The 23,100-nt window shown below is 70.9% G+C and carries 19 protein-coding genes; 1 reads left to right on the top strand and 18 read right to left on the bottom strand.

What is annotated here, in order from left to right; genetic code table 11:
- Nucleotides 1-2: 2 nt before the first annotated feature.
- From PHA84_RS13335 to PHA84_RS13290, 10 genes are all read right to left on the bottom strand, one after another.
- Nucleotides 3-1,043 carry a sulfate ABC transporter substrate-binding protein gene (locus PHA84_RS13335; RefSeq protein ID WP_270888601.1) on the bottom strand — a complete coding sequence of 347 codons (1,041 nt, stop codon included), beginning with the start codon at nt 1,041-1,043 and terminating at the stop codon, nt 3-5.
- Between the two features lie 227 nt (nt 1,044-1,270).
- Nucleotides 1,271-2,362, bottom strand: a complete 1,092-nt coding sequence (locus PHA84_RS13330) for an amidohydrolase family protein (RefSeq protein ID WP_270888600.1) — start codon at nt 2,360-2,362, stop codon at nt 1,271-1,273.
- Between the two features lie 11 nt (nt 2,363-2,373).
- A complete protein-coding gene (locus tag PHA84_RS13325) occupies nt 2,374-3,207 on the bottom strand; it encodes an alpha/beta fold hydrolase (RefSeq protein ID WP_270888599.1) in 834 nt (277 codons plus the stop codon).
- Nucleotides 3,204-4,805 (bottom strand): signal recognition particle protein, encoded by a 1,602-nt coding sequence (ffh, locus tag PHA84_RS13320; RefSeq protein WP_270888598.1) that lies wholly within the window; start codon nt 4,803-4,805, stop codon nt 3,204-3,206. Before ffh ends, PHA84_RS13325 begins: the two co-directional genes overlap by 4 nt.
- A 206-nt stretch (nt 4,806-5,011) precedes the next feature.
- A complete protein-coding gene (locus PHA84_RS13315) occupies nt 5,012-7,390 on the bottom strand; it encodes a [protein-PII] uridylyltransferase (protein WP_270888597.1) in 2,379 nt (792 codons plus the stop codon).
- Between the two features lie 134 nt (nt 7,391-7,524).
- A complete protein-coding gene (locus PHA84_RS13310; RefSeq protein ID WP_091780767.1) occupies nt 7,525-7,863 on the bottom strand; it encodes a P-II family nitrogen regulator in 339 nt (112 codons plus the stop codon).
- A complete protein-coding gene (locus PHA84_RS13305) occupies nt 7,860-9,275 on the bottom strand; it encodes an ammonium transporter (protein WP_270888596.1) in 1,416 nt (471 codons plus the stop codon). Before PHA84_RS13305 ends, PHA84_RS13310 begins: the two co-directional genes overlap by 4 nt.
- Nucleotides 9,276-9,405: 130 nt before the next feature.
- Entirely contained in the window at nt 9,406-10,062 is a 657-nt protein-coding gene (locus PHA84_RS13300; protein WP_270888595.1) for a maleylpyruvate isomerase N-terminal domain-containing protein, read from the bottom strand.
- The gene (locus PHA84_RS13295; protein WP_270888594.1) at nt 10,059-11,042 is read right to left on the bottom strand and encodes an HTTM domain-containing protein; all 984 of its coding nucleotides are present in this window, start codon (nt 11,040-11,042) and stop codon (nt 10,059-10,061) included. Before PHA84_RS13295 ends, PHA84_RS13300 begins: the two co-directional genes overlap by 4 nt.
- Nucleotides 11,039-11,503, bottom strand: a complete 465-nt coding sequence (locus PHA84_RS13290) for a hypothetical protein (protein WP_270888593.1) — start codon at nt 11,501-11,503, stop codon at nt 11,039-11,041. The genes PHA84_RS13295 and PHA84_RS13290 overlap by 4 nt, the downstream gene beginning before the upstream one ends.
- A 93-nt stretch (nt 11,504-11,596) precedes the next feature.
- Between PHA84_RS13290 and PHA84_RS13285 the strand changes: the two genes are divergently transcribed.
- On the top strand, nt 11,597-13,111 hold the full coding sequence (locus PHA84_RS13285) for a lipase maturation factor family protein (protein WP_270888592.1): 1,515 nt from the start codon (nt 11,597-11,599) through the stop codon (nt 13,109-13,111).
- Here the strand turns inward: PHA84_RS13285 and ftsY are convergent.
- From ftsY to mutM, 8 genes are all read right to left on the bottom strand, one after another.
- The gene (ftsY, locus tag PHA84_RS13280) at nt 13,029-14,240 is read right to left on the bottom strand and encodes a signal recognition particle-docking protein FtsY (protein ID WP_270888591.1); all 1,212 of its coding nucleotides are present in this window, start codon (nt 14,238-14,240) and stop codon (nt 13,029-13,031) included. The genes PHA84_RS13285 and ftsY overlap by 83 nt on opposite strands.
- 72 nt (nt 14,241-14,312) lie before the next feature.
- Entirely contained in the window at nt 14,313-17,003 is a 2,691-nt protein-coding gene (locus PHA84_RS13275) for a WD40/YVTN/BNR-like repeat-containing protein (protein ID WP_270888590.1), read from the bottom strand.
- Between the two features lie 135 nt (nt 17,004-17,138).
- Entirely contained in the window at nt 17,139-17,402 is a 264-nt protein-coding gene (locus tag PHA84_RS13270; RefSeq protein WP_270888589.1) for a hypothetical protein, read from the bottom strand.
- A gap of 63 nt (nt 17,403-17,465) precedes the next feature.
- Nucleotides 17,466-21,035, bottom strand: a complete 3,570-nt coding sequence (gene smc, locus PHA84_RS13265) for a chromosome segregation protein SMC (RefSeq protein ID WP_270888588.1) — start codon at nt 21,033-21,035, stop codon at nt 17,466-17,468.
- 263 nt (nt 21,036-21,298) lie between these two features.
- Nucleotides 21,299-21,595: a chorismate mutase gene (locus tag PHA84_RS13260; RefSeq protein ID WP_270888587.1), complete on the bottom strand. Its 297-nt coding sequence runs from the start codon at nt 21,593-21,595 to the stop codon at nt 21,299-21,301.
- Nucleotides 21,592-21,783 (bottom strand): hypothetical protein, encoded by a 192-nt coding sequence (locus PHA84_RS13255; RefSeq protein WP_270888586.1) that lies wholly within the window; start codon nt 21,781-21,783, stop codon nt 21,592-21,594. Before PHA84_RS13255 ends, PHA84_RS13260 begins: the two co-directional genes overlap by 4 nt.
- 99 nt (nt 21,784-21,882) lie before the next feature.
- Entirely contained in the window at nt 21,883-22,179 is a 297-nt protein-coding gene (locus PHA84_RS13250; RefSeq protein WP_270888585.1) for an acylphosphatase, read from the bottom strand.
- Nucleotides 22,180-22,185: 6 nt separating this feature from the next.
- Nucleotides 22,186-23,097 carry a bifunctional DNA-formamidopyrimidine glycosylase/DNA-(apurinic or apyrimidinic site) lyase gene (gene mutM, locus PHA84_RS13245; protein ID WP_270888584.1) on the bottom strand — a complete coding sequence of 304 codons (912 nt, stop codon included), beginning with the start codon at nt 23,095-23,097 and terminating at the stop codon, nt 22,186-22,188.
- Nucleotides 23,098-23,100: the final 3 nt, after the last annotated feature.

The raw sequence follows: 23,100 nt of genomic DNA, 5'->3' as shown, positions 1-23,100 counted from the left end.
GCCTACTTCGTGGCCTTGTCGTAGATGACCGCGATCGAGCCGGTCTCCTTCTTGAAGAGCGTGCCGTCCACGGTCTTCCACCCGCCGAGGTCTTCGATGGTCCACAGCTTCGCAGGCTGCGGGAAGTCGGCGGCGAACTCGCGGGCGACAGTTGGGTCCACCGGGCGGAAGCCGGCCTGGGCCCAGAGCTTCTGCGCCTCCGGCGTGAACAGGTAGTCGTTGAACGCCTTGGCCGTCGCGAGGTTCTTGCTGGTGCTGAGCACCGCCGTGGGATTCTCGATCTTGAACGTCGAGGGTGGGGTGACGTGCTGGACCGGGTCGCCGCTGCGTTCGGCGAACAACGCCTCGTTCTCGTAGCTCAGCAGGACGTCGCCGGTGCCCTGGAGGAACGTCTCGGTCGCCTCCCGCCCCGACTTGGGCTGCACCTTCACGTGACCCGTCACGAGCTTCTCGATGAACGCCAGACCGGCCTTGGGGTTCTTGCCGCCGTTGCTCTTTGCCGCATACGGCGCCAGCAGGTTCCACTTCGCGCTGCCGGAGCTGAAGGGGTTCGGCGTGACGACCTCGACGCCCGGCTTGAGCAGGTCGTCCCAGTCCTTGATGCCCTTGGGGTTGCCCTTGCGCACGACGATGGTGACGACCGAGCCGAACGGGATCCCCTTGTACTGGTTGGCGTTCCAGTCCTTGGCCACCAGGCCGGCGTCGACCAGGCGGGTGATGTCGGGCTCGACCGAGAAGTTCACGAAGTCGGCCTGCGCTCCGGCGGCGACCTTGCGGGACTGGTCCCCGGACGGACCGTACGACTGCTGCAACTGGACGCCCTTGCCTGCTGCCGTCCGGTTGAAGGCGGGGATGATCTTGTCGTAGCCGACCTTCGGGACGGCGTACGCGTAGAGGTCGATGGTGCTCGTCCTGGCGGCCGCGTTCTCGGCGTCGGCCCCCGCCCCCGTCGCGTCACTGGCCCCACCGCCGGCACAGGCCGTCATCACCATCGCGGCGACGGTCGCGGTGGCGGCCAGGGCGAGGCGAGGATGACGGCTCATGGGTGCTCCTTTGGTGTCCCGGACCGGCCGGGGGAGGCCGGCCCGGAAGGTCGGCACATTTCCTATGTGACAACTAGGAGTTTGGATAGCATCGCGTTATCGGTCAAATAACGTCGGCTTATGTCTCGCATCGTGGATGGAGGGCCGTACCGGCTCACGGGCGCACGTCGAGCGCCGCAGCGCGTACGTCGGTCAGCCCTCAGGCGCCGGGGCGGGACATCCTCCGGTCAGGAGAGGTCCGCGCCCCGAAGAACCACGTGAGACGGCGCCTGGAGCGCACGGATCTCCCGTCGCGGGTCGACGTCGTACACCACCAGGTCGGCGTCGGCACCTTCCTCGAGCCCCGGCCTGCCGAGCCAGGCCCTGGCTCCCCAGGTGGCCGCGGACAGCGCCTCCGCGGCACCGAACCCCGCGCGGGTGAGCTCGACGACCTCGTCCGCCACCAGGCCGTGCCGCAGGGAGCCGCCCGCGTCGGTGCCGACGTACACCGCGATGCCCGCGTCGCGCGCCGCGCCGATGGTCTGGTAACGCCGGTCGTGGAGGGCGATCATCCGCTGGTGGTAGGCGGGATACTTCTCCTTGGCGGGCTCAGCGATGGCGGGGAACGTGGCGATGTTGACCAGGGTCGGGACGATGGCGATGCCCTGCTCGGCGAACTGCGCGATGGTCTCCGTCTCGAGCCCCGTCGCGTGCTCGACGCAGTCCGTGCCCGCAGCCGCGAAGTCGTAGAGCGAGGCCTCGCCGAAACAGTGCGCCGTGACCCTCGCGCCCTCCTCGTGCGCTGCGGCGACAGCGTCGGTGAGGACGTCGACCGGCCAGCAGGGTGAGAGGTCCCCGGTGTCCCGGTCGATCCAGTCCCCGACGAGCTTCACCCAGCCGTCCCCGGCCTTCGCTTCAAGCCGCACCCGGTCGACCAGCTCATCGGGCTCGAGCTCCCACGCGTAGTTCCGGATGTAGCGCCGGGTCCGAGCGATGTGCCGCCCGGCTCGGATGATCTTGGGCAGGTCCTCGCGGTCGTCCATCCACCGCGTGTCGGCGGGTGAGCCGGCGTCCCGGATGAGCAGCGCGCCGGCGTCGCGGTCGGCCACGGCCTGCGCCTGCGCGGTCTCGTCGTCCACGGCACCATGCGCGTCCAGCCCGACGTGGCAGTGCGCGTCGACCAGCCCAGGGAGCACGAAGCCGTGCAGGGTCTGGACCTGCGGGCCGGCGGTGGTCGGTCGTTCGAACGTGAGCCGGCCGCCGACCACCCAGGCTTCCGGCCGCACCTCGTGCGGACCGACGAGGATCTCGCCCTTCAGGTGCAGCACCGGTCCCGTCATGGCATCCGACCCTAGCGAGCCTCCGAGGCCAGCGGCGCGACGAACCGGCGCAGGGCCTGCGCCATGACCTCCGGGGCGTCGGTGTGCACCCAGTGCGTGGCACCCTTCACGGTCAGCAGCCGCACCTTCGGAAAGAACCTTCGCATCGTCGGTAGGTCCTCGTCGCCGATGTACGCCGAGTCCGAGCCGGCCACCCAGAGGACCGGGCCCCCGTACGGCGTCACGTCCTCGGGGTCCAGCGGCCAGTCGGCGATCCGCGAGTCTGAACCGGAGGCGGCATCGGCGGCGAAGAGGTCGAGGTTGGCCTGCCAACGCCAGCCGTCGCCGTGACGACGCAGGTTCTGGAGCAGGAACGCCTTGACGCCCGCGTTCGGCTCGTCGAACCGGGCCTCGGCGTCCGCCCTGCTGCTCAGCTGGTCGAGCGGTAGGTCCTGCATCTCTTGGATATAGCCGCTGAAGCGCTCGAGTGTCCCATAGCTCTTGGGCGCCACATCGACGACGCAGAGCCGGCTGACGAGCTCCGGGTGCTCCAGCGCCAACATCATGGCGGTCTTCCCGCCCAGCGAGTGCCCCACGACAACCCACGGTTCGGCCGGGTCGACCGCACGCAACGTGCCGGCGACCGCCTCGGCGTACGCCTCGAGCGAGAACTCCTTCGACCAGGGTGAGCGACCGTGGTCGGGCAGGTCGACCAGGGCGCAGCGCGCGTCGTTACCGTCCGGTCCGGCGAGCGCCTTGGCGATCTGGGTCCAGTTGCGCCCCTGTCCGAAGAGCCCGTGGAGGAACGCGACCCGCGGGCCCGACCGACCCACGGAGAGCGTATGCAGCCGCGGAGCGCCCGTCACCGCCCGAGGAACTTCTCGAACCCGGCCGGGAGCTGGGTGGGATCGAGGTCCGGCCGAGCATCGGGCTGCGAGCCGGCTCCGAAGGCCGCTCCCCCAGACGCCTTCGGCGCCGATGGCCGCTCGGCGGCCGCGCGCTCCTGCGCCGCACGCTTGGCGGGGTTCCCCGACTTCGACTTCTTGCGCTGCGGCTGCTGCTGGCGCTTCCGGCCACCGCCCATCCCAGGCATGCCGGGCATCCCCGGGATGCCGCCGCCACGGGCGAGCTGCTTCATCATCTTCTGGGCCTCGGTGAACCGCTCGAGCAGCGCGTTGACCTCCGACACCTCGACTCCCGAGCCCTTGGCGATCCGCGCCCGACGAGAGCCGTTGATCTGCTTGGAGTGGTTGCGCTCGAAAGGCGTCATCGAACGCACCATGGCCTCGACGCGGTCGAACTCCTTGGGGTCCAGGTTGTCGAGCTGCGCCTTCATCTGGCCCATGCCGGGCATCATGCCGAGCATGGACTTCAGCCCGCCCATCTTCTTCAGGGCCGCCATCTGGTCGAGGAAGTCATCGAAGGTGAAGTCCTCCTCGGCCAGGAACTTGCGCTGCATCTCCTGGGCCCGGCGGGCGTCGAACGCCTTCTCCGCCTGCTCGATGAGGGTGAGCACGTCGCCCATGTCGAGGATGCGGGAGGCCATCCGGTCGGGATGGAAGACCTCGAAGTCCTTGACCGCCTCGCCGGTCGAGGCGAACATGATCGGCCGTCCGGTGACCGAGGCGACCGAGAGCGCGGCGCCACCCCGAGCGTCGCCGTCGAGCTTGGACAGCACGACGCCGGTGAAGTCCACCCCCTCCTGGAAGGCCAGCGCGGTGTCGACCGCGGCCTGCCCGATCATCGCGTCGATGACGAAGAGCACCTCGTCGGGCTGGATCGCCGACCGGATGTCGGCGGCCTGCTGCATGAGCTCCGTGTCGACCGCGAGGCGACCCGCGGTGTCGACGATGACGACGTCGTACTGGCTGCGCCGCGCGTGGTCGATACCCGCTCTCGAGACGGCGACCGGGTCGCCGAACGACCGGGTCCCTTCGCCGGTGGGGCCCACGGCGTCGTGACCGCCGACGTTGCCGCGCTCGGGCGCGAAGACCGGCACGCCGGCACGCTCCCCGACCACCTGGAGCTGGGTGACGGCGTTGGGCCGCTGGAGGTCGGCGGCAACCAGGATCGGCGTATGGCCCTGCTCCTTGAGCCACCGAGCCAGCTTGCCCGCAAGCGTGGTCTTTCCCGCACCCTGCAGACCGGCCAGCATGATGACGGTCGGCGGGTTCTTGGCGAACCGGATCGTGCGGGTCTGGCCCCCCAGGATGTCGACCAGCTCTTCGTTGACGATCTTGACGACCTGCTGGCCCGGGTTCAGCGCGCCGGAGACCTCGGCCCCGAGGGCGCGCTCGCGCACTGCGTGGGTGAACTTCTTCACCACGGGCAGCGACACGTCCGCGTCGAGCAGCGCGAGACGGATGTCGCGGATCGTCGCGTTGACGTCGGACTCGGAGAGCCGCCCCTTCCCCCGGAGGTTCTTGAAGGTGGCGGTCAGGCGGTCGGAAAGGCTGGTGAACACGCGCCCAAGGTTAACCGCCCCGGCGCTGCCCCACGACGAGCATCCAGCCCAGCGGACCGCATCCAGCACAGACGACCGGCGCCCACCCCACAGAACTCCAGAAGTTGTGCGTGTCGGCACGGCGAGCGGGCCGACACGCACAACTTCCTGAGTCCGGTCCGGAGGGGCAGCCTTGGTGGCGTCCGGTCGGCAGGAGTGGGCCGTCTTCAGGCGGAGGGAAGCGTGCCGTCGCAGGTGTCGATGACCATGGCGACGGTCTGCGCCACCTTGGCGGGCGAGAGCAGGCGCCCACCGAACTCGGTGACGTAGAAGGTGTCCAGCGTCTGCCCGGCATACGTGGCGATGTGCGCCGACCGCACGGACAGCCCTGCCTTCGCGAAGCCGATCCCGAGCTCGTGGAGGAGGCCCGGGCGGTCCTGCGCCCTCACCTCGATGACCGTCGCGTCCTGGGACGCGTGCGGGACGACGAGGGCCCGAGCCTGACCCGGCGAGCCGGTGCCCGCGCTGGCACTGGGGCGGGCGGCGAACTGTCGGCGCCGGTCCAGGAGCCCCAGTGGCGCTCGGTCACCCTGGGCCAGCCGCTGCAGCCCGCGCACGATGCGCTGCTCGTCCGGTGGCTCGTTGCTCGGGCTCTCGACGTGCCACTCGTTGGCGGCGACGCCTTCGATGGTCCGCAGGATCGCGGTCCTGACGACCAGGCCGTATGCCGCGAGCAGCCCGGCGGTGTCGGCGAACAGTCCCAGCCGGTCGCGGTCGAAGACGTCGATCCGGTAGGAGCCGCCCTGTGGGCGCACCACGACGCGGGGCTCACCCGCGGCCACCGACTGCAGCTCCTGCGCACCGACGGTCACAGCCTTGCCGGGCTGCGGCACGCTGCCCTCCTCCCAGCCTGTACGCGCCGCTTCGGCGAGCTGGCGCAGCAGGGTGGCCCGCCAGTCGGTCCAGGCCTGCGGCCCGGCGGCGGACGCGTCGGCCTCCGTCAGGGCGACGAGCAGGTCGAACACCTCACGGGAGCCACCCACCGCGTCGCGCGCGGCGCCGACCGTCCCGGGGTCCTGGTGGTCGCGCCTGGTCGCCAGGTCGATGAGCGTCAGGTGCTCGCGCACGAGCGTGGTCACGACCTCCACATCCTCAGCCGAGTATCCGAGGCGGGTGACGATGGCACGGGCCAGCGGCGCGCCCGTGGCGGCGTGGTCGTGCGCCCCAGGCACCTTGCCGATGTCGTGCAGCAGGGCCGCCAGCAGCAGCAGGTCGGCTCGGCTCACAGCGCGGACGAGCCCACCGGCGATGACGACCGTCTCGATGAGGTGCCGGTCGACCGTGTGACGGTGGACGGCGCTGCGCTGGGGACGGGAGCGGACTGCCGCCCACTCCGGCAGCCAACGGTCGACGAGGCCGGCCTGGTCCAGCCCCTCCCACACGCTCACCAGGCCTGGGCCGGTGGCCAGCAGGTCAGCGAACAGGTCCCGGGCGATCTCGGGCCACGGCTCCTCGAGCCTTGGCGTCTGCCCGGCAAGGTTCGCCAGCGTGGTGGGGGCGATCGGGAGGTTGTTCCGCGCGGCCACGACCGCCGCCCGCAGCGGTAGCAGCGGGTCGGTGGACAGCGTGCTGCGGGGTCCGAGCACCACCTCGCCGTCGTGCTCGAACATCCCGAAGCCCAGGGGGTTGAGCTGCGGTCGGCGTGGGCCCACCCGAAGCGCGCGAGCCCGCTGCGACTGGCCCGCCCGGCGCACCGTGCCGTCGAGGGCGAAGGCGACGGTCCGCCCCGCAGTCGCCACGGTGGTCAGCATGTCGTCGGCGTCGGGCTGGCCGAGCAGGGCTGCCACGGCGTCGTGGTCCTCGCGCGTCAGCCTGTCTCGGCCCTTGCCGGTCACGACGTGGACGGCGTCGCGGACGTCGAGCAGCACCTGGTGCGCCTCGTCGACGCCCCCGTGGGGTCGGTCGGTGAGCCAGGCCGCCGCCAGGGCGTTGAGGACGGTCATGTCGCGGAGCCCGCCGTGGGCCTCCTTCAGGTCGGCCTCGAGGCTCTGCGCCAGGTCGCCATGTCGTGCGTGCCGGGCCTTGAGCCCTTCGACGAGCTGGGGAAGCCGTCGACGGGCGTTGGCGCGCCAGTCGTGGGCCACCGTGGACCTGGCGGCGGTCACGACCTCGGCGTCACCGGCGATGCACTCGAGGTCCAGCAGCCCGACGGCTGCGGCGAGGTCCCCCGACGCCACGGTGCGGCACTGGTTCACCGTGCGGACGGCATGGTCGAGCCGCACCCCGGCATCCCACACCGGGTACCAGATCCGGTCTGCCAGCCCGCGCAGGTCCTCACCGCTGAGCGAGCGCCCGTAGTGGAGCAGGACCAGGTCTACGTCGCTGAGCGGTCCGGCGTCACCTCGGGCGAGGCTGCCGACGGCGGCGAGCGCGATCCCCTCGGTCGCGCGGGAGTCCGTGGCGTCCTGCCATACCTGCGTCAGCCACTGCCTGGTGAGCGCCGAGATCGCCGAGCGTCGGGCAGGCCCGGCGCCCGGGACGTGGAACCCCCGGGCCCCCGCCAGGTCCAGGCGGCGGGCCGCCAGGTCGGTGGTGTCGATCGTCATGCCTCCCACTGTCGCTCCCCGCGGTTTCGGAGAGTGCGCGCGTGTGTTACGTGTGTGTTAGCCGTCCCGGACGGCAGGCAGTGGCGCCCAGAGCCTTCTGACTCTGGGCGCCACCGCTGTCTGGGGCAGGCCGGTCACAGAGCGTCGACGCCCCGCTCCCCGGTGCGGACCCGCACCACGTCATCCACCGGAACCGTCCAGATCTTCCCGTCGCCGATGCGGCCGGTCTGTGCCGACTTCAGGATGACGTCCGCAACCGACGCGGCGTCGATGTCGTCGACGAGGACCTCGACCCGGACCTTCGGCACGAAGTCGACGGTGTACTCCGCGCCGCGGTACACCTCGCTGTGGCCACGCTGGCGCCCGTACCCGGACGCCTCGCTCACGGTCATGCCGGAGATCCCGTAGGCCTCCAATGCCTCCTTGACCTCGTCCAGCTGGTGCGGCTTGATGATGGCGGTGACGAGCTTCATGCGGATGCTCCCTCGGGGGTCTTGGCGTGCGAGCCGGTGGTCACTGCGGAGCCGGCGCCGAACCGGCCACCGAACCCGCTGAGCTCGTAGGCCGACTCGCCGTGCTCCGTCTGGTCGATACCGTCGGACTCCACGTCAGTGTCGACGCGCCAGCCCATCACTGCCTTGAGTGCCAGGGCGATGAGCAGCGTGAGCACCCCGGAGACGACGAGCGACGTCAGCGCGATGATGACCTGGATGACGGTCTGGTCGACTCCCTTACCGTAGAACAGTCCCGAGGACACGGACAGGAGCCCGGCACCGATGGTGCCCCAGAGCCCGGCGACCAGGTGGACCCCGACCACGTCGAGGGAGTCGTCGTAGCCGAAGCGGTACTTGAGCCCCACCGCCAGTGCGGACAGGCCACCGGCCACCGCACCGAGGATGAGCGAACCGACTGGTGACAGGGCACCGCAGGCCGGCGTGATGGCGACGAGCCCGGCCACCGCGCCGGAGGCCCCACCGATGGAGGTGGCGTGCCCGTCACGCAGCTTCTCCACGAGCAGCCACCCCAGCATGGCCGCACAGGTCGCCGCGGTCGTGTTGAGCCATACGGTGGACGCAAGCCCGTCCGCGGCGAGCTCGGAGCCGGCGTTGAAGCCGAACCAGCCGAACCACAGCAGGCCGGCACCCAGCATGACGACCGGGACGTTGTGCGGGCGCATCGGTGTCTTGGCGAAGCCGAGCCGCTTGCCGACCACCAGCGCGAGCACCAGGCCCGCGATACCGGCGTTGATGTGGACCACGGTGCCACCGGCGAAGTCGATCGGGAGGACCTTCGCCACGCCGTCCGCCGCGCCGAAGATCTTGGCCGACAGGCCGTTCTCGGCGCCGGACAGGACGCCGCCGCCCCAGACCATGTGGCTGATCGGGAAGTACACCACCGTGGCCCAGATGCCGGAGAACACCAGCCACGTCGAGAACTTGACGCGGTCGGCGACGGCGCCGCTGATCAGCGCCACGGTGATGACGGCGAAGGTGAGCTGGAAACCGACGAAGACGGTCTCGGGGATGAAGACGTTGACGCCGAAGACGTCGACCAGTCGGGAGCCCTCGGGCCCGATGACACCGCCCAGGCCGAAGAGGTGGAAGGGGTTGGTGAAGATTCCGGCGACGTCGGAGGTCCCGTCCTGGAGGTTGCCGAAGGACATGGAGTAGCCCCACAACACGTAGATGACGCCGACGACGCCGAGGGCCCCGAACGACATCATCATCATGTTGAGGACGGACTTGGCTCGCGTCATGCCGCCGTAGAACAGCGCGAGGCCTGGCGTCATGAGCAGGACCATCGAGGCGGCGATCAGCATGAACGCCGTCGCCGCTTCGTTGATCGTCGGAGTCGCTGCCGCAGCGGGCAGCAGTGCTGTTGTCATGGCCAGAACTGTGCAGGGCGGCGGTTTCCGGCAGCGCCTTCCTGTGTTACAGCCGTGTTAGCGCGGTCCCACGACCGTAAGCATCAGGTAAAGGCGCGGCCACCGTCTCGCATCCTGGACCGGCCGCCTCTCAGAAGGCCGACACGGTCGCGGGTGCGCGCTGTGGGCGGCTGAGGGCACGCACCACTGCCGCCTCTCCGTGTCGCCGCACCGCCACGCCGGTGAGCAGGCCGAGCACGGGCCCGAGCACTGCTTCACCGTACTGGGGCGTCTCGAGCCCGACACTGGACGCGAGATCGTCCCCGTGGACGACCATCTCCATCATCCGGGTCGTGAGGAAGTCCTGCGTGGACAGCGCCCACCCCTGCCAGGGGATGAGCACCGTGTCGGGCTCGCGCTGCGCCCCCAGCGCAGCGGGCAACCGGTCGATCGCCTCGCGCGCCCGTGCCAGCACCACGTCCCGTCCTGCCTCGGCCCGGGCGTTGTCCCCGTCGCGGATGGCGACGTTGACGTCGTCGTCGGGCGAGGCGGAGACCCAGGCGGCGCGGTGGTAGTGGTCCAGCAGGGCGATCGGCGGCTCCGGTTGCGGCGGCCGGCCGAGGAGCAGGGCCGTGTTCACGGCTTGGTTGATCAGATGGTTCGCCAGGCCGCCGACGGTCATCCCGGCGCACGAGCTCTCCTGCGCCCACGCGTCCCTCACCTGCTCGGCACAGGCGAGGTCCCAGGTCACCTCCACGGCGGAGAGGAAGGCGGCAGCGTGCTCGGCTCTGGTGGTTCCGGGACTCACGAGGACCACCCTGACACCGACCGGAGGGTGGCTGCCACGCGTCGCGGCAGTCGCTCGCGCAGCCACTCGGCCCCTCGCTCCAGCGGCAGGAAGGCGAGCATCATGACCAGGTGCGGCCAGAAGGCGATCGTGATGGCGGCATACGTCATGGCGTGGAACACGAACCAGCCGGCGACCGCCCTGCGGCGCCAGCGCTCGGAGAGGAGGAAGATGACGGGCGCCGTGAGCTCCGCCGTGAAGAGGACCCACTGGAACCAGTGCAACGTCCACGGTACGTCGAGCAGCCACCGGGCCCACGGCGTGCCGCGGCGCACCACGGCGCGGACCATGGTGGCGGAGTTCACCCACTCCCAGCCGCCGAAGCGCACCTTGGCCCAGGCCGACAGGAAGTACGTCGCCACAGCCGCGAGCTGCACCGCCCTCAGGGCGAAGCCCGCCGCCTCGCTGCGGCGTCGGTCGGACAGGTGCGCCAGCCCCACGGTCGGCAGCAGCGCCAGGGCGACCACGAAGTCGGCCCGGTCGTGGTCGACCTTGCCGTAGCTGAAGGCGACGTACTGGTACCAGGTCCACCCCACGGCCACCGTCCAGCCGAGCAGCCGTGGGGCCCGGCCGGTCATCGCGGCCAGGGCGGCCGCGACGGAGCCCCACCTCAGCAGCTCGACCAGCGCGACGGATGCAGCCGGGAGGTGGAGCGCGTCGCCGAGCAGGAGTGGCTCGTACCAGACCGGGTCGGCCCAGCCGTGGTACCAGCCGGACGTGTGCAGCCCGAGCACGTCCACGACCACGAAGCCGAAGACGAGCAGCCGCAGCGCTGCCAAGCGGGACATCGGAGCCGGGTCGAACAGCCAACGCCCCAGACGCGGGGTCCGCACTCCGGTGTCGCGGCCGGCGGGCGTGTCGGCGGCACCGGGAGGGTCGGCGGCACCGGAAGTGTCCACGCCGCTTGGAGGGTCGATGGCGACGCGGCCGTCGGCAGTCACGGGCCTGCCGACCACTGGGCAAGGGTCTGCTGCCGCACCTCACCGGTCGGCTTGCGGTCCACGACCACGATCTGTCGCCGGACGACGCGAAGCGCGGTCCACGCCGGTGCGCCGGGACGCAGCGCGGCATGGCTGGCGGCGAGCGTCCCGAGCCGTGAGGGGTGGGCCACGATCTGCGGGATCCGGCCCTCGATCTCGGCTCGGTTGAGACCGACGGTGTCCGGCGTCAGTGGCGCCGGGACCCAGTCCCGCGGCGCCTGTGCGGTCTGCACCTCGATCCCCGTCGACACCACCGAGCCGGTCGAGGCCTGTGAGGTCGAGAACATCCGCCACGGACCGAATGGCCACCACGGGTCGTCCCCCACGAGGGAGCCGGCGCAGAACAGGCCGGCGAGCATGGCCACCACCGCAGCCCGCCACGCCTTCGACGCTGCTCCGAGCCGGATGACCCCCGTGTCCACCGGCCCAGGCTAGGCCATCGGTGCGCGGCCGAGGGGCAGCGTCGGCCAGCTGCGCCAGGCGACGAGGAGCCTGCCGTCGTAGCGTTGACCTCGGTGGAGTGGTTCGCGGGCGACGGGTACTGGCTGGCCCGCCTGGCCTTCCAGCGAGGGCTGGCGGCGGTCTACCTCGTCGCGTTCGTCGTGGCCCTGACCCAGTCGCGCGCGCTGCTGGGGACGGAAGGGCTCACCCCTATCCCGGACTTCGTCCGCAGGGTTCCGTTCCGGCGGTCGCCCAGCCTGTTCCACTGGCGCTACTCGGACCGCCTCCTCGCTGTCGTGGCAGGGACCGGGGCAGTCGTGGCGGCGGCCACCCTCCTCGGCGTGACGGAGCGACTGCCCCTACCGCTGACGATGCTGGCGTGGCTGCTGCTGTGGGCTGCGTACCTGTCCATCGTCAACGTGGGGCAGATCTGGTATGGCTTCGGCTGGGAGTCGCTGCTGCTCGAGGCGGGGTTCCTGGCCGTCTTCCTCGGCAACGCCCAGACCACGCCACCCTTCCCAGTGCTCGTCGCGGTCCGGTGGCTGCTCTTCCGCCTGGAGTTCGGGGCGGGGCTGATCAAGCTCCGGGGCGACCGCTGCTGGCGCGACCTGACGTGCCTGGACTTCCACCACGAGACGCAGCCCATGCCGGGACCGCTCAGCTGGTGGTTCCACCACCTTCCCAAGCCCCTACACCGGGTGGAGGTGGCTGCCAACCACCTGACACAGCTCGTGCTTCCCTTCGGGCTCTTCCTCCCCCAGCCGGTGGCAGGCGCGTGCGCCGGCGTCATGGTGCTGACCCAGCTCTGGCTCGTCCTGAGCGGCAACTTCTCCTGGCTCAACTGGACGGCGATCGTGCTGGCGCTCCCTGCCGTACCGGACCGGTTCTGGAGCCTGGTGTTGGCAGCCCGACCGCCCGCGGATGGAGGACGGATGCCGCTGTGGTGGGTGGTGCTCGTCTGCGCGGTGCTCGTTCTCGTGGTCGTGCTCAGCTACCGGCCGGCGCGGAACCTGCTCTCGGGCCGCCAGGCCATGAACGCGTCGTTCGACCCCCTGCACCTGGTGAACACGTATGGCGCGTTCGGAAGTGTCACGAAGGTGCGGTACGAGATCGTGGTCGAAGGCGCGCGACGGTCGCTGGAGGGCCTGCTGGGGTGGCGGGAGTACGAGTTCAAGGGAAAGCCGGGAGACCCCCGTCGCAGGCCGCGCCAGTACGCGCCTTACCACCTGCGCCTGGACTGGCTGATGTGGTTCGCCGCGCTGTCACCCGCGTACGCGCGTCCCTGGTTCTCCCGCCTCGCGCTCAAGCTGCTGCACAACGACCGCACCACGCTACGGCTGCTGAGGTACAACCCCTTCCCCGACAGCCCACCCGAGGTCGTGCGTGCGCGGCTCTACCGGTACCGGTTCACGACGTGGCGCGAGCGGCGAGGAACCGGCGCGTGGTGGCACCGGGAGCTCGCCGGGGAGTTCCTGGATCCGGTTTCGCTCAGTGGACCGGTGTCGCTCAGTCAAGCAGAGCGTCGACGAACGCCTCCGGGTCGAACGGGGCAAGGTCGTCCGGCCCCTCGCCCAGCCCCACGAGCTTGACGGGCACCCCCAGCTTGCGCTGGACCGAGACGACGATGCCCCCCTTGGCCGTCCCGTCCAGCTTGGTGAGCACGATCCCGGTGACGTCCACCACCTGGGCGAAGACCTCCGCCTGGCGCAGCCCGTTCTGTCCGGTCGTGGCGTCGAGGACGAGCAGGACCTCGTCGATCGGGCTCTGCTTCTCGATGACCCGCTTGACCTTGGCCAGCTCGTCCATCAGTCCGACCTTGTTGTGCAGCCGCCCGGCAGTGTCGACCAGGACGACGTCAGCCTCCATCTCGGCGCCTGCCTTCACCGCGTCGAACGCTACGGCCGCCGGGTCCGCCCCGTCGCGGTCCGAGCGCACCGTCGGCACCCCTACCCGGGTGCCCCAGGTCTCCAGCTGGTCCGCCGCGGCAGCGCGGAAGGTGTCGGCGGCGCCGAGAACGACGTCCTTGTCCTCCGCCACGAGCACCCTGGCGAGCTTTCCCACGGTCGTCGTCTTGCCGGTCCCGTTGACCCCCACGACGAGGACCACCGCGGGCCGTCCCTGCGCCCGGCTGCTGGCCACGGTGCGGTCCAGTGACGGGTCGACGAGGCGGAGCAGGTCCTCGCGCAGCCACCCCCGGACGGTGGCCTCATCCGTGGTGCCCTCGACCTTGACCTTGGCGCGCAGGCTGTCCACCAGCTCCGTGGTGGCCTCCACGCCGAGGTCCGAGCGGATCAGGGTGTCCTCGACCTCTTCCCATGCCTCCTCGTCCAACCCCCCCCGGGACAGCAGGGCCAGCAGGCCCTGCCCGAGCGCCGAGTTCGACCGGGCGAGCCGCGCCCGCAACCGGGTCAGGCGTCCTCGGGCGGACTCCGGACGTTCGATGGTCGGCGCCGGGGCGGGGGTCGCGAGCGACTCCTCCGGGGCCGGCAGCGTGTCGACCGATCCCGCGTCCTGCACCGACCTCTTCGGCGCGTCCCGCGGTGGCTCGGCGTCGTCTCCCACGCCGGGCAGTACGTCGGTCCCGCGTCCCGGCGCCGGTGCGGACCGGCTGCGGCCTCCCCGGCCACGCATGAGCCCGACGAGCAGGCCACCGAGCACCACGAGGATGCCGATGGCGATGACAACCCATTCCCACAGCTGATCGATCACGCGCGCCATCCTCTCATCACGACGCGGAAGGCCCCGGCCGCCTCACGCGGCCGGGGCCTCCGGTGGGTGCACAGCGAGCGGTCAGCGCGGAGCGGGGATGCTCCAGATCCCGCGCCCGTGGGTCGCCGCGTACAGGTTGCCGTCAGGTGCTGCCTCGACCTTCATGACCACCGTGAGGGGCAGCCCGGTCCCGAGCACCTGCCAGGTGGTGGCGCCCGGTGCCCGGTAGAACGCCGCCAGGTCGGTGCCCAGGACGAGCGCGCCGGTGGACAGCCGCTTGACGCTGCTCGCCGGCACGTCGGGCAGGTTGGCACTGATGTCGTTCCAGTGGGCACCGCCGTCCGTCGTCTCGTACAGGTGTCCGACGCCGGCCCCCGGGCCTTCGGTGAACCGACGGGAGAAGCCGTTGACCGCGGCATACGCGTGGTCGGTGTTCGTGGCGTCGATGGCCAGCCCCTGGACGAACCGGTTCGGGAAGGAGGTGCCCAGCGTGAGCTGGTGCCACTGGCCGCCCGCGTTCGTCGCGATCCCCCGGGTGAACCCGGCGTTGTTGCAGGGACCACACCAGGACACGTACGACACGCCGTTGTGCATCGACACGGCGGTGGCCGAGTGCCCGGTGCCGAGGTCGAAGGCCTTGTCGAGGTCCGAGGCGCTGCGCGTGGCCGTCCAGCCCTTCGTCCCCGTGTAGACGTACCGGCCACCGAAGACGAAGTGGTCCGGGTTGCCGGAGTCCAGCGCGATCGGAGCGATGAACCTCGGCGAGGGGTCACCGGGGTCCAGCGACCAGGAGGTCGCCTGGTCCACGCTGAGGGCACCCTTGTTCAGCGCGCAGGTGTTGGTGATCTTCACCGCCAGGTTGACGTACTCCTGCAGCTGGTTGCAGCCGTTGCGCGGATCGGCGGCCCCGTCACCGCCGTCCCCGCCGAAGCTCGACCCCATCTCGGTGTCGCCGTTGGACCCGTCCGGCTGGACCCTGAAGAGGTTCGAGACCCCGTTGTCCTGGAGGCCACCCGACAGGACGACCCCCGTGCCGTTCCTGGTGTCCTTGCCGACCGACGCCGAGTAGTACTGCAGCGCGTCCATGGTGCCGTCCGTGGTCACCGACTCGAGGTCGGTCGCGTTGCCGTTGGCGTTGACCTGCCCGTTGACCGGGCGCCGGTAGACGCCTCCGTCGTTGCCGAAGAAGACGAACTGCTTGCCTGCCTTGGTGCCGATGGCGACCGAGTGCTGGTCGGAGTGGCCCGCGAGCGGGCAGGTGTTCTTGGCGTCGTCGAGGCTCCAGCACGGGAAGCCGAAGTTCCAGTACGGCGACACGGCCGACCAGTGGGACCCGGCGTCCTTGGTCTCGAAGACCTCCTCCAGCCCGGCCCAGACATGGTCGCGGTTGGTGGGGTCGACCTGCAGGAACTGGTTGTACCAGGCCTGCACACCGACGCCATACCCCTTGCGGTCCAGCGCGGACCCGCTGTTGTGCAGCTGCTGGGTGTCGGCGATCTTGTTCCACGGACCGCTCGGCGAACCCGTCTTGGAGACGAAGATCCCGGCCAGCGAGGACGAGGCGTTGATCTTGCTCGGCTGCTGTACCAGGGCGTAGAGCCGGTCACCGCTCTTGCTGAAGGCGAACGTCGTGTAGCCCACGTCCGAGGTGTTCGTGATGCCGCCCAGCGTCACCGGCAGCTTGTGCCAGCTTGAGGGGCCTTGGGTGAAGTCCGACGTCTCGTAGAAGCCGTTGTAGGTGTCGCCCGAGCGCCACCCGATGGCGGCGATGACGTGCTTCGGGTTGGCCGGGTCGACAGCGATGTCGTTCACGATGTTCTTGTATGCCGCGTTGGTCGCTCCGGACGCGGTGTCGCCGGACCAGTTGGACCCTGCGGGTACCAGCGTCGTGCCGGCATCGTCCTTGATCTGCGGCATCCACGACATGTTCGGCGCGAACGCGAAGGTCCAGGCGCCGGCCTTCGTGCCCTGGGCGTGATACCAGATGCCGCGGTTCGTGGCGGCGAAGACGGTGCTACCGCCGAACCTGATGCGACCGATGGTGGTGGACTCCAGCTCCTTGCCGCCGACCCGGTCGGTCGGGGCGAAGGTGCCCGTGGCGGGGTTGTCCAGCCGGAAGACCCCCGCACCGACGTACGAGGTGCCACCCGTGTTTGCCTCGCCGGTGGCGTACCAGAGCGAGCTGTCGCCGGCGAGCCGCAGGTCTCCTCCACTGAGGGAGGGCAGCGAGTCCGCGATCGGCGTCCAGGCGCCGCCGCCCTGGGAGGAGCGCCATACGCCGCCGTTCGCGCCCGCTGCATACACGTGGTCGCTGGAGTCAGCGGCGAGCCCGGTCACCCGACCGGTGACATACCCGGCGCCACCGGAGGAGTTCGAGTTCCAGTCCCGGTAGCGGGGGTCGTCGGCGTTGTAGGGCACCTTGGTGACCTCACGCCAGGAGCCCGCCGTACGGGGCAGCGACTGGAGCTGGGTGTAGGCACTGCCGTAGGCCCCGGGAGCGACGATGCCCGGCGCGGTCCGCGCCTGCGCGAACTGCTCTGCGATGGTGGCGGCTTCCTTGGACTCGTTCTGAGCCTCGGCCGGGTTGCCGCCGGCGATCATGAGGGCCTTCTCCATGACTGCCGCGTTGTAGTGACGGTCCCGCCACTGGTACTTCAGCCATGCTTCGTTGAGCTCATGGCGCCCTGCGAAGCCGGCTGCGGCCCCAGCGACGAGGGCCATTCCGCATCCACCGGCGATCAGCCGACGGGTGCGGACACTGAGTGATGCCATCCGCGTTCTCCTCCGAGAGGTGCTGCACGGCCCGGTCGGGCCCGGGCAAGCATCCCCGGGGAACACCGCCAGCGCCCATGACAAATGTCATGGGCGCTGGCGGCAAAGTGGCACTGACCTGGGCCGACGGGCGGCTCAGCTGACCTGGCGGCGCTCAGCCTCGTCACCGTTGGACGCCACGGAGGTCACCGTCTCGGCGACCTTGTCGCGCGTGGCTGTCAGCACGTCGCCCGTCTTGTCGATGGTCGTCTCGGTCTTCTCCCGCACGAGGGCGACGATCTCCTCGCCCTGCGGCGTGAGGAGGTCACGGCCCTCGCGGCGGGCCGGCACGGCGACGAGCGCCACGACGGCCACGGCGAGACCGACGCACAGCAGCATCGCGATGATGAGAGGAACCATGGCCCAAGGGTGCCTTGCGCGGGAGCCAGGCTCAAATCGACCCGCCGCGGTGACCACCACGGCTCAGGCGGTCTTGGCCGCCACGTCCCGGATCCGCTGCGACACGACGGTGGTGACGCCATCGCCACGCATCGACACGCCATACAGGGCGTCGGCGACCTCCATGGTCCGCTTCTGGTGCGTGATGACGATGAGCTGGCTCGAGTCACGCAGCTCTTCGAAGAGGGTGATGAGCCGGCCGAGGTTCGCGTCGTCGAGCGCGGCCTCGACCTCGTCCATGATGTAGAACGGGCTCGGGCGGGCCTTGAAGATGGACACGAGCAGCGCTACCGCGACCAGGGAGCGCTCGCCACCGGAGAGCAGCGAGAGCCGCTTGATCTTCTTGCCGGGCGGCCGCGCCTCGACCTCGATGCCGGTGGTCAGCATGTTGGCCGGGTCGGTGAGCGTCAGCCGGCCCTCGCCCCCCGGGAACAGGCGACCGAAGACCTGTTCGAACTGCGCCGCAGTGTCGTGGAACGCCTCGGTGAAGACTCGCTCGACCCGCTCGTCGACCTCGCGGACGATGTCGAGGAGGTCGCGCTTGGACCTCTTGAGGTCCTCCAGCTGGTCGGTGAGGAACTTGTGCCGCTCTTCGAGGGCGGCGAACTCCTCCAGGGCCAGCGGGTTGACCCTCCCCAAGGCGCTGAGCGCCCGTTCAGCCTTGCGAAGCCGCTTCTCCTGCACCTCGCGCACGAACGGCGCCGGCTCGGGCAGCGCGCCGGGGTCGTCCTCGGGTCCGCCGACGGACGGGACGAGCTGGTGCGGTCCGAAGTCCTCCACCAGAACGGCCGGGTCGATCCCGAGCTCGTCCAGGGCCTTCGCCTGCAGCGCCTCGATCCGCAGCCGCTGCTGGGTCCGAGCGACCTCGTCGCGATGCACGGTGTCGGTCAGGTCGCGCAGCTCGTCCTGGAGCACGGTCGCCTCACGACGCACTCGGCTGAGCAGCTCGTCCCGTTCCGTCCGGGACCGCTCGCTCTGGGCCCGCTGCGCCGCAGCCCGGTCCAGGGCCGAGGCGACGATGGTGGCGGCGTACGCGGCACCCCGGCGGACCCCCTCCGCCACCGTCGCCTCGCGGCGGCGGCGCTCCTGCCGGGCCGCGAGCCGCTCCCTCGCCGCGAGCTCGTTACGCGCCGCGCCCTCGAGAGAGTCGGCCCGCCCCTTGAGCGCCCGAGCGCGCTCCTCCTTGGTACGCAGCGTCAGCCGCAGCTCGGTCTCCACCGTGCGTCCCCGTCTCGCCTCGACCTCGAGCCGGTCGCGCTCGTCGGTGGAGGGATCCTGAGCCTCCCCCGGCTCGACGCCGGCTTCGTCGAGCCGCTCCACTAGTCCGGCGAGCTCCGCTCGGTCGGCCTCCAGGGCTGCGCCGGCGTCCGCGATGGCGCGCTCGGTCCGCTCCGCTTCGGCCCGGGCCGACCGGACGGTGCCCCCGAGGTGCCCGAGGCGCTCGGCCACCGCGGCCATCTTGGCGTCGGACTCGTGCAGGCGCTCCAGAGCAGCCTCGACCTCGTCCGCGGCCACCCGCTGACGCTCGACCGCCGTCGCGAGTGCGAAGCGCGCCTGCTCCCCGCGTCGGGTGGCCTCCGTCAGGCGGTCGCGAGTCTCGTCGACGGCTGACTGGATCTCGATGAGGCTCGGCGCGTTGCTGCTGCCGCCCCGGACGAATCCTGGGGCGAACACGTCGCCATCAGCCGTGACGGCAGTGACGTCTGCGCTCGCGGCCAGGGACGCGGCGAGAGTCGGGTCCGGCACGAGGGCGACCCGCTCCAGCAACTGCTCGACGGCGGGACGCACGGTGGCGGGGGCCTCGACGACATCTCGCGCCCAGACGGCAGAGCCGTCGAGGGCCGGCCACGACGAGGGGTCGCTCGAGCGCGCGGTCTGGCCGACGAGGAACGCCGCACGCCCCGCCTCGTCGGCGCGCAGGCTCGCGAGGGCGCGCGCGGCATGGTCGGTGCTCTGCACGGCGAGGGCGTCACCGGCCCAGCCCAGCGCCGCAGCGACCGCGGCCTCGTAACCGCCCTTGACCTGCACGAGGGAGGCCACCGAGCCGAGGATGCCGTGGCTGGCGTCCGCAGCGGCCAGCAGCGTGGCGGCGGCGTCCTTGCGGGACAGGCTCAGCTCGAGCGCCTCCAGGCGGGCGACCGCAGTGGTGCGGTCGCGCTCTGCGGCACGCTCGGCGTCTCGGTGCTGCTCCACCTCGGCCTCGACCGAGGCCAGTCGCGCCGCCGCCCTCTCGTAGGCGCTGTCCAGGCCTTCCTCGCCCTCCTCGTCGACGGCGACCGAGGTCTCCAGGGTCGTGAACTCGTTCTCCGCTGCCGCAGCCCGCTCGAGGGACGCGGCCACGACCTCGCGCAGACGGCCGATCTCGGCCTCCCCGGCCTCGATCCGACTGCGGCGTGCCGCCACCTGACCGGCCAGCTTGGCGAGACCTTCCCGACGGTCGGCCGCCGCACGGGCGAGCCGCTGAAGGCGCTGCTGCTCGGCGGCGTACGCCTGCTCGGCCGCCTCGCGCGCCGCTACCGCGGCAGCCAGTGCGGTACCCGCCTCGCGGACCTCGGCCAGGAGGGACTCCTCCTGGCGTCGCGCCTCGGCCGCCTGCGCCCGCAGCTCCTCGGGGTCGCGTCCGGAGGTCTGCTCGTCCTGGGTGTCCTGCCGGAGCAGACGGACACGCTCCCCCGCGAGCGCCTCGGTCGAGCCGAGCTTGTCGCGCAGCTGCTGAAGGGCGAACCAGCGGTCCTGCGCGCGCGCCAGCTCCGGCGCCGCGTCGTGGGCCTCCTGCTCGAGCGTGGCCAGCCGGCTCCGCAGCGCCAGCAGGCTCTCCTCGAGCTCGCTCCTCCTCGCGATGAGGGCGGACTCGTCGGCCACCTCCTGCTCCAGCGTGGAGGTGAGCTGGACAAGGTCGTCCGCGAGCAGACGCAGCCGGGCGTCGCGTGCGTCGGCCTGGACGACCGCGGCCTTGCGGGCCGCCTCTGCCTGCCGGCCGAGCGGACCCAGCTGTCGGCGGATCTCCCCCGTCAGGTCGTTGACCCGTGTGAGGTTCGCCTCCATCGACTCCAGCTTGCGAAGCGCCTTCTCCTTGCGCTTGCGGTGCTTGAGGACCCCGGCGGCCTCCTCGATGAACCCCCGGCGCTCCTCCGGCGTGGCCCGGAGCACGGCGTCGAGCTGACCTTGGCCCACGATGACGTGCATCTCCCGGCCGATGCCCGAGTCCGAGAGCAGCTCCTGGACGTCCAGCAGCCGGCAGGCCGTGCCGTTGATGGCGTACTCGGAGCCCCCGTTGCGGAACATCGTCCGGGCGATGGTCACCTCGGTGTAGTCGATCGGGAGGGCGCCGTCGGTGTTGTCGATCGTCAGGGTCACCTCTGCCCGGCCCAGCGGAGCGCGCCCGGCAGTCCCGGCGAAGATGACGTCCTCCATCTTGCCGCCGCGCAGGCTCTTGGCACCCTGCTCGCCCATCACCCAGGCGAGCGCGTCGACGACGTTGGACTTGCCGGAGCCGTTGGGGCCGACGATGCAGGTGATGCCGGGCTCGAGTCGCATGGTGGTGGCCGAGGCGAAGGACTTGAAGCCCTTCAGGGTCAGGCTCTTGACATACATGCGCTGTCAGTCGTCTCTCGTCGGCGGTGCGGACCGCGCTCACTGTACCGGCGGGGAAGATCACGCCCAGGGACCTCGACGACCAGCCACGGCGCGCCGCGACCCCTGCCCCGCCGAAGTCTGGGACTTCGGACTCCATACCGGCGTGTCACCCCGAAGTCTGGGACTTCGGACTGCAGCCCTGCCGTGCCGAAGTCTGGGACTTCGGGCTCCATACCGGCGTGTCACCCCGAAGTCCCAGACTTCGGGCACAAGGGCGGGGCTCAGCCGTGGGCGATGGCCTCGTGATGGTGGATGACCTCGGCAATCACGAAGTTGAGGAACTTCTCGGCGAAGGTCGGGTCGAGGCCCGCCTCGTCGGCCAGCCCACGCAGGCGCGCGATCTGGGCCTCCTCACGCGCCGGATCAGCAGGCGGCATACCCTCTCGGGCCTTGAGCTCACCCACCTGCTGGGTGCACTTGAACCGCTCGGCGAGCAGATGGATCAGCGCGGCGTCGATGTTGTCGATGCTGGCGCGCAGCCGCACGAGCTCCGAGGGCGTCGAGGCGGGCTGCGTCACCCGGCAATCGTAGGCGCGCCGGCGCCGACGACGTCCGGCTGTCTCAGATCCTCACGGAGCTGGTCGTTGTCCCGTTGGAGGCGGTCCACCAGATGCTCCAGGTCCGCCACGCGACGGCGAAGCTCGAGCGCTTCGAGCATCAGTCTCTGGTCGTAGGCGACGCGGTAGCCGACCAGGGCCTTGGCCATGTTGACTCCTTCCACAGGCGGTGCACGTACCGTCCTGGGGTATCCGCTGTTGGGGGCCGTCTCTCAGGGTGACAGGCGGTCAACCCGGGGTCAATGGAGCTACTTCTCCAGGAAGTCCACCAGACCCTCACGCGCCGGCCCCCAGCTGGTCACGCAGGTGGTCACGTCCCCCGGACGCCGCTGCGACGTCGGCTTCTCCTCGAGCAGCCGCACGAGCTCACGGACCTTGTCGGGTGGCCCCTGCGCCACGATCTCCACCCGCCCGTCGGGAGTGTTACGGGCGTAGCCGACGAGGCCCAGCTCGAGGGCGCGCGCCCGCGCCCACCACCGGAACCCCACGCCCTGCACCCGCCCGTGCACCCAGATCGCGGCCCGCGCCGGCTCGTCCTCGCGCATACCCCATCACCTCTCTCCTGTCCTACCGCCAACAGCCGGCGGCCGCATCGCGGCAGGGCGCCGCCGGGGACGCGGCTGGCAGCGTGGGCAGGAGAACGAGGAGCGGTTCATGAACGGCTCCCGACGGATGAGGGCGCCGCACCGGTCACAGGGCCGACCCTCCTGCCCGTACGCGTGCAGGGAACGGTCGAAGTACCCCGAGGCGCCGTTGACGTTGACGTAGAGCGCGTCGAAGCTCGTCCCTCCTTGGCCGAGCGCTGCCACCATGACCTCACGCGCGTGGTCCAGGATGCGGTTCAGCGTGGCCCCGGTCAGCGCCGAGCACACCCGTTCGCCGTGCACCTGCGCCCTCCACAGCGCCTCGTCCGCGTAGATGTTGCCGACACCGGACACCAGCGACTGGTCGAGCAGCGCCCGCTTCACTGCGGAGTCACGCGACTTCATCCGCCGGACGACGCTCGCCTGGTCGTACGCCTCCTCCAGCGGGTCGGGGGCGATATGGGCGATGGACTCCGGGACCCGCGCGTCCGTGAGCTCGGCGAGCGCCATCCCGCCGAAGGTGCGTTGGTCGACGAACCGGAGCTCGGGGTCGCCGTCGGTGAAGGAGAACCGGGCGTGCAGGTGCTTCTCTTCAGGAGCGTCCGCGGGCTCCACGAGCAGCTGCCCACTCATGCCGAGGTGCGTCACGAGACCTTGACGGGAGCCGTCGGGCGTACGCAGCACCAGCCAGAGGTACTTGCCACGGCGCCGGGCCGCTTCTACGTGGTTCCCCTCGAGGCGCAGCGCCAGATCCAGTGGCCCGGGCGTGTGTCGGCGGGCGACCCGCGCGCCGCGGAGCTCGGCGCGTGCGAAGGTCCGGCCCACGACATGGGCGGCCAGACCGCGCCGGACGACCTCGACCTCGGGCAGCTCAGGCATGGC

Source organism: Pedococcus sp. 5OH_020, from assembly GCF_027812955.1.
In the GTDB taxonomy this organism is placed as follows: Bacteria; Actinomycetota; Actinomycetes; order Actinomycetales; family Dermatophilaceae; genus Pedococcus.
The sequence above is the reverse complement of the archived record's forward strand: the minus strand, read 5'-3'. Positions and strand labels throughout refer to the sequence as shown.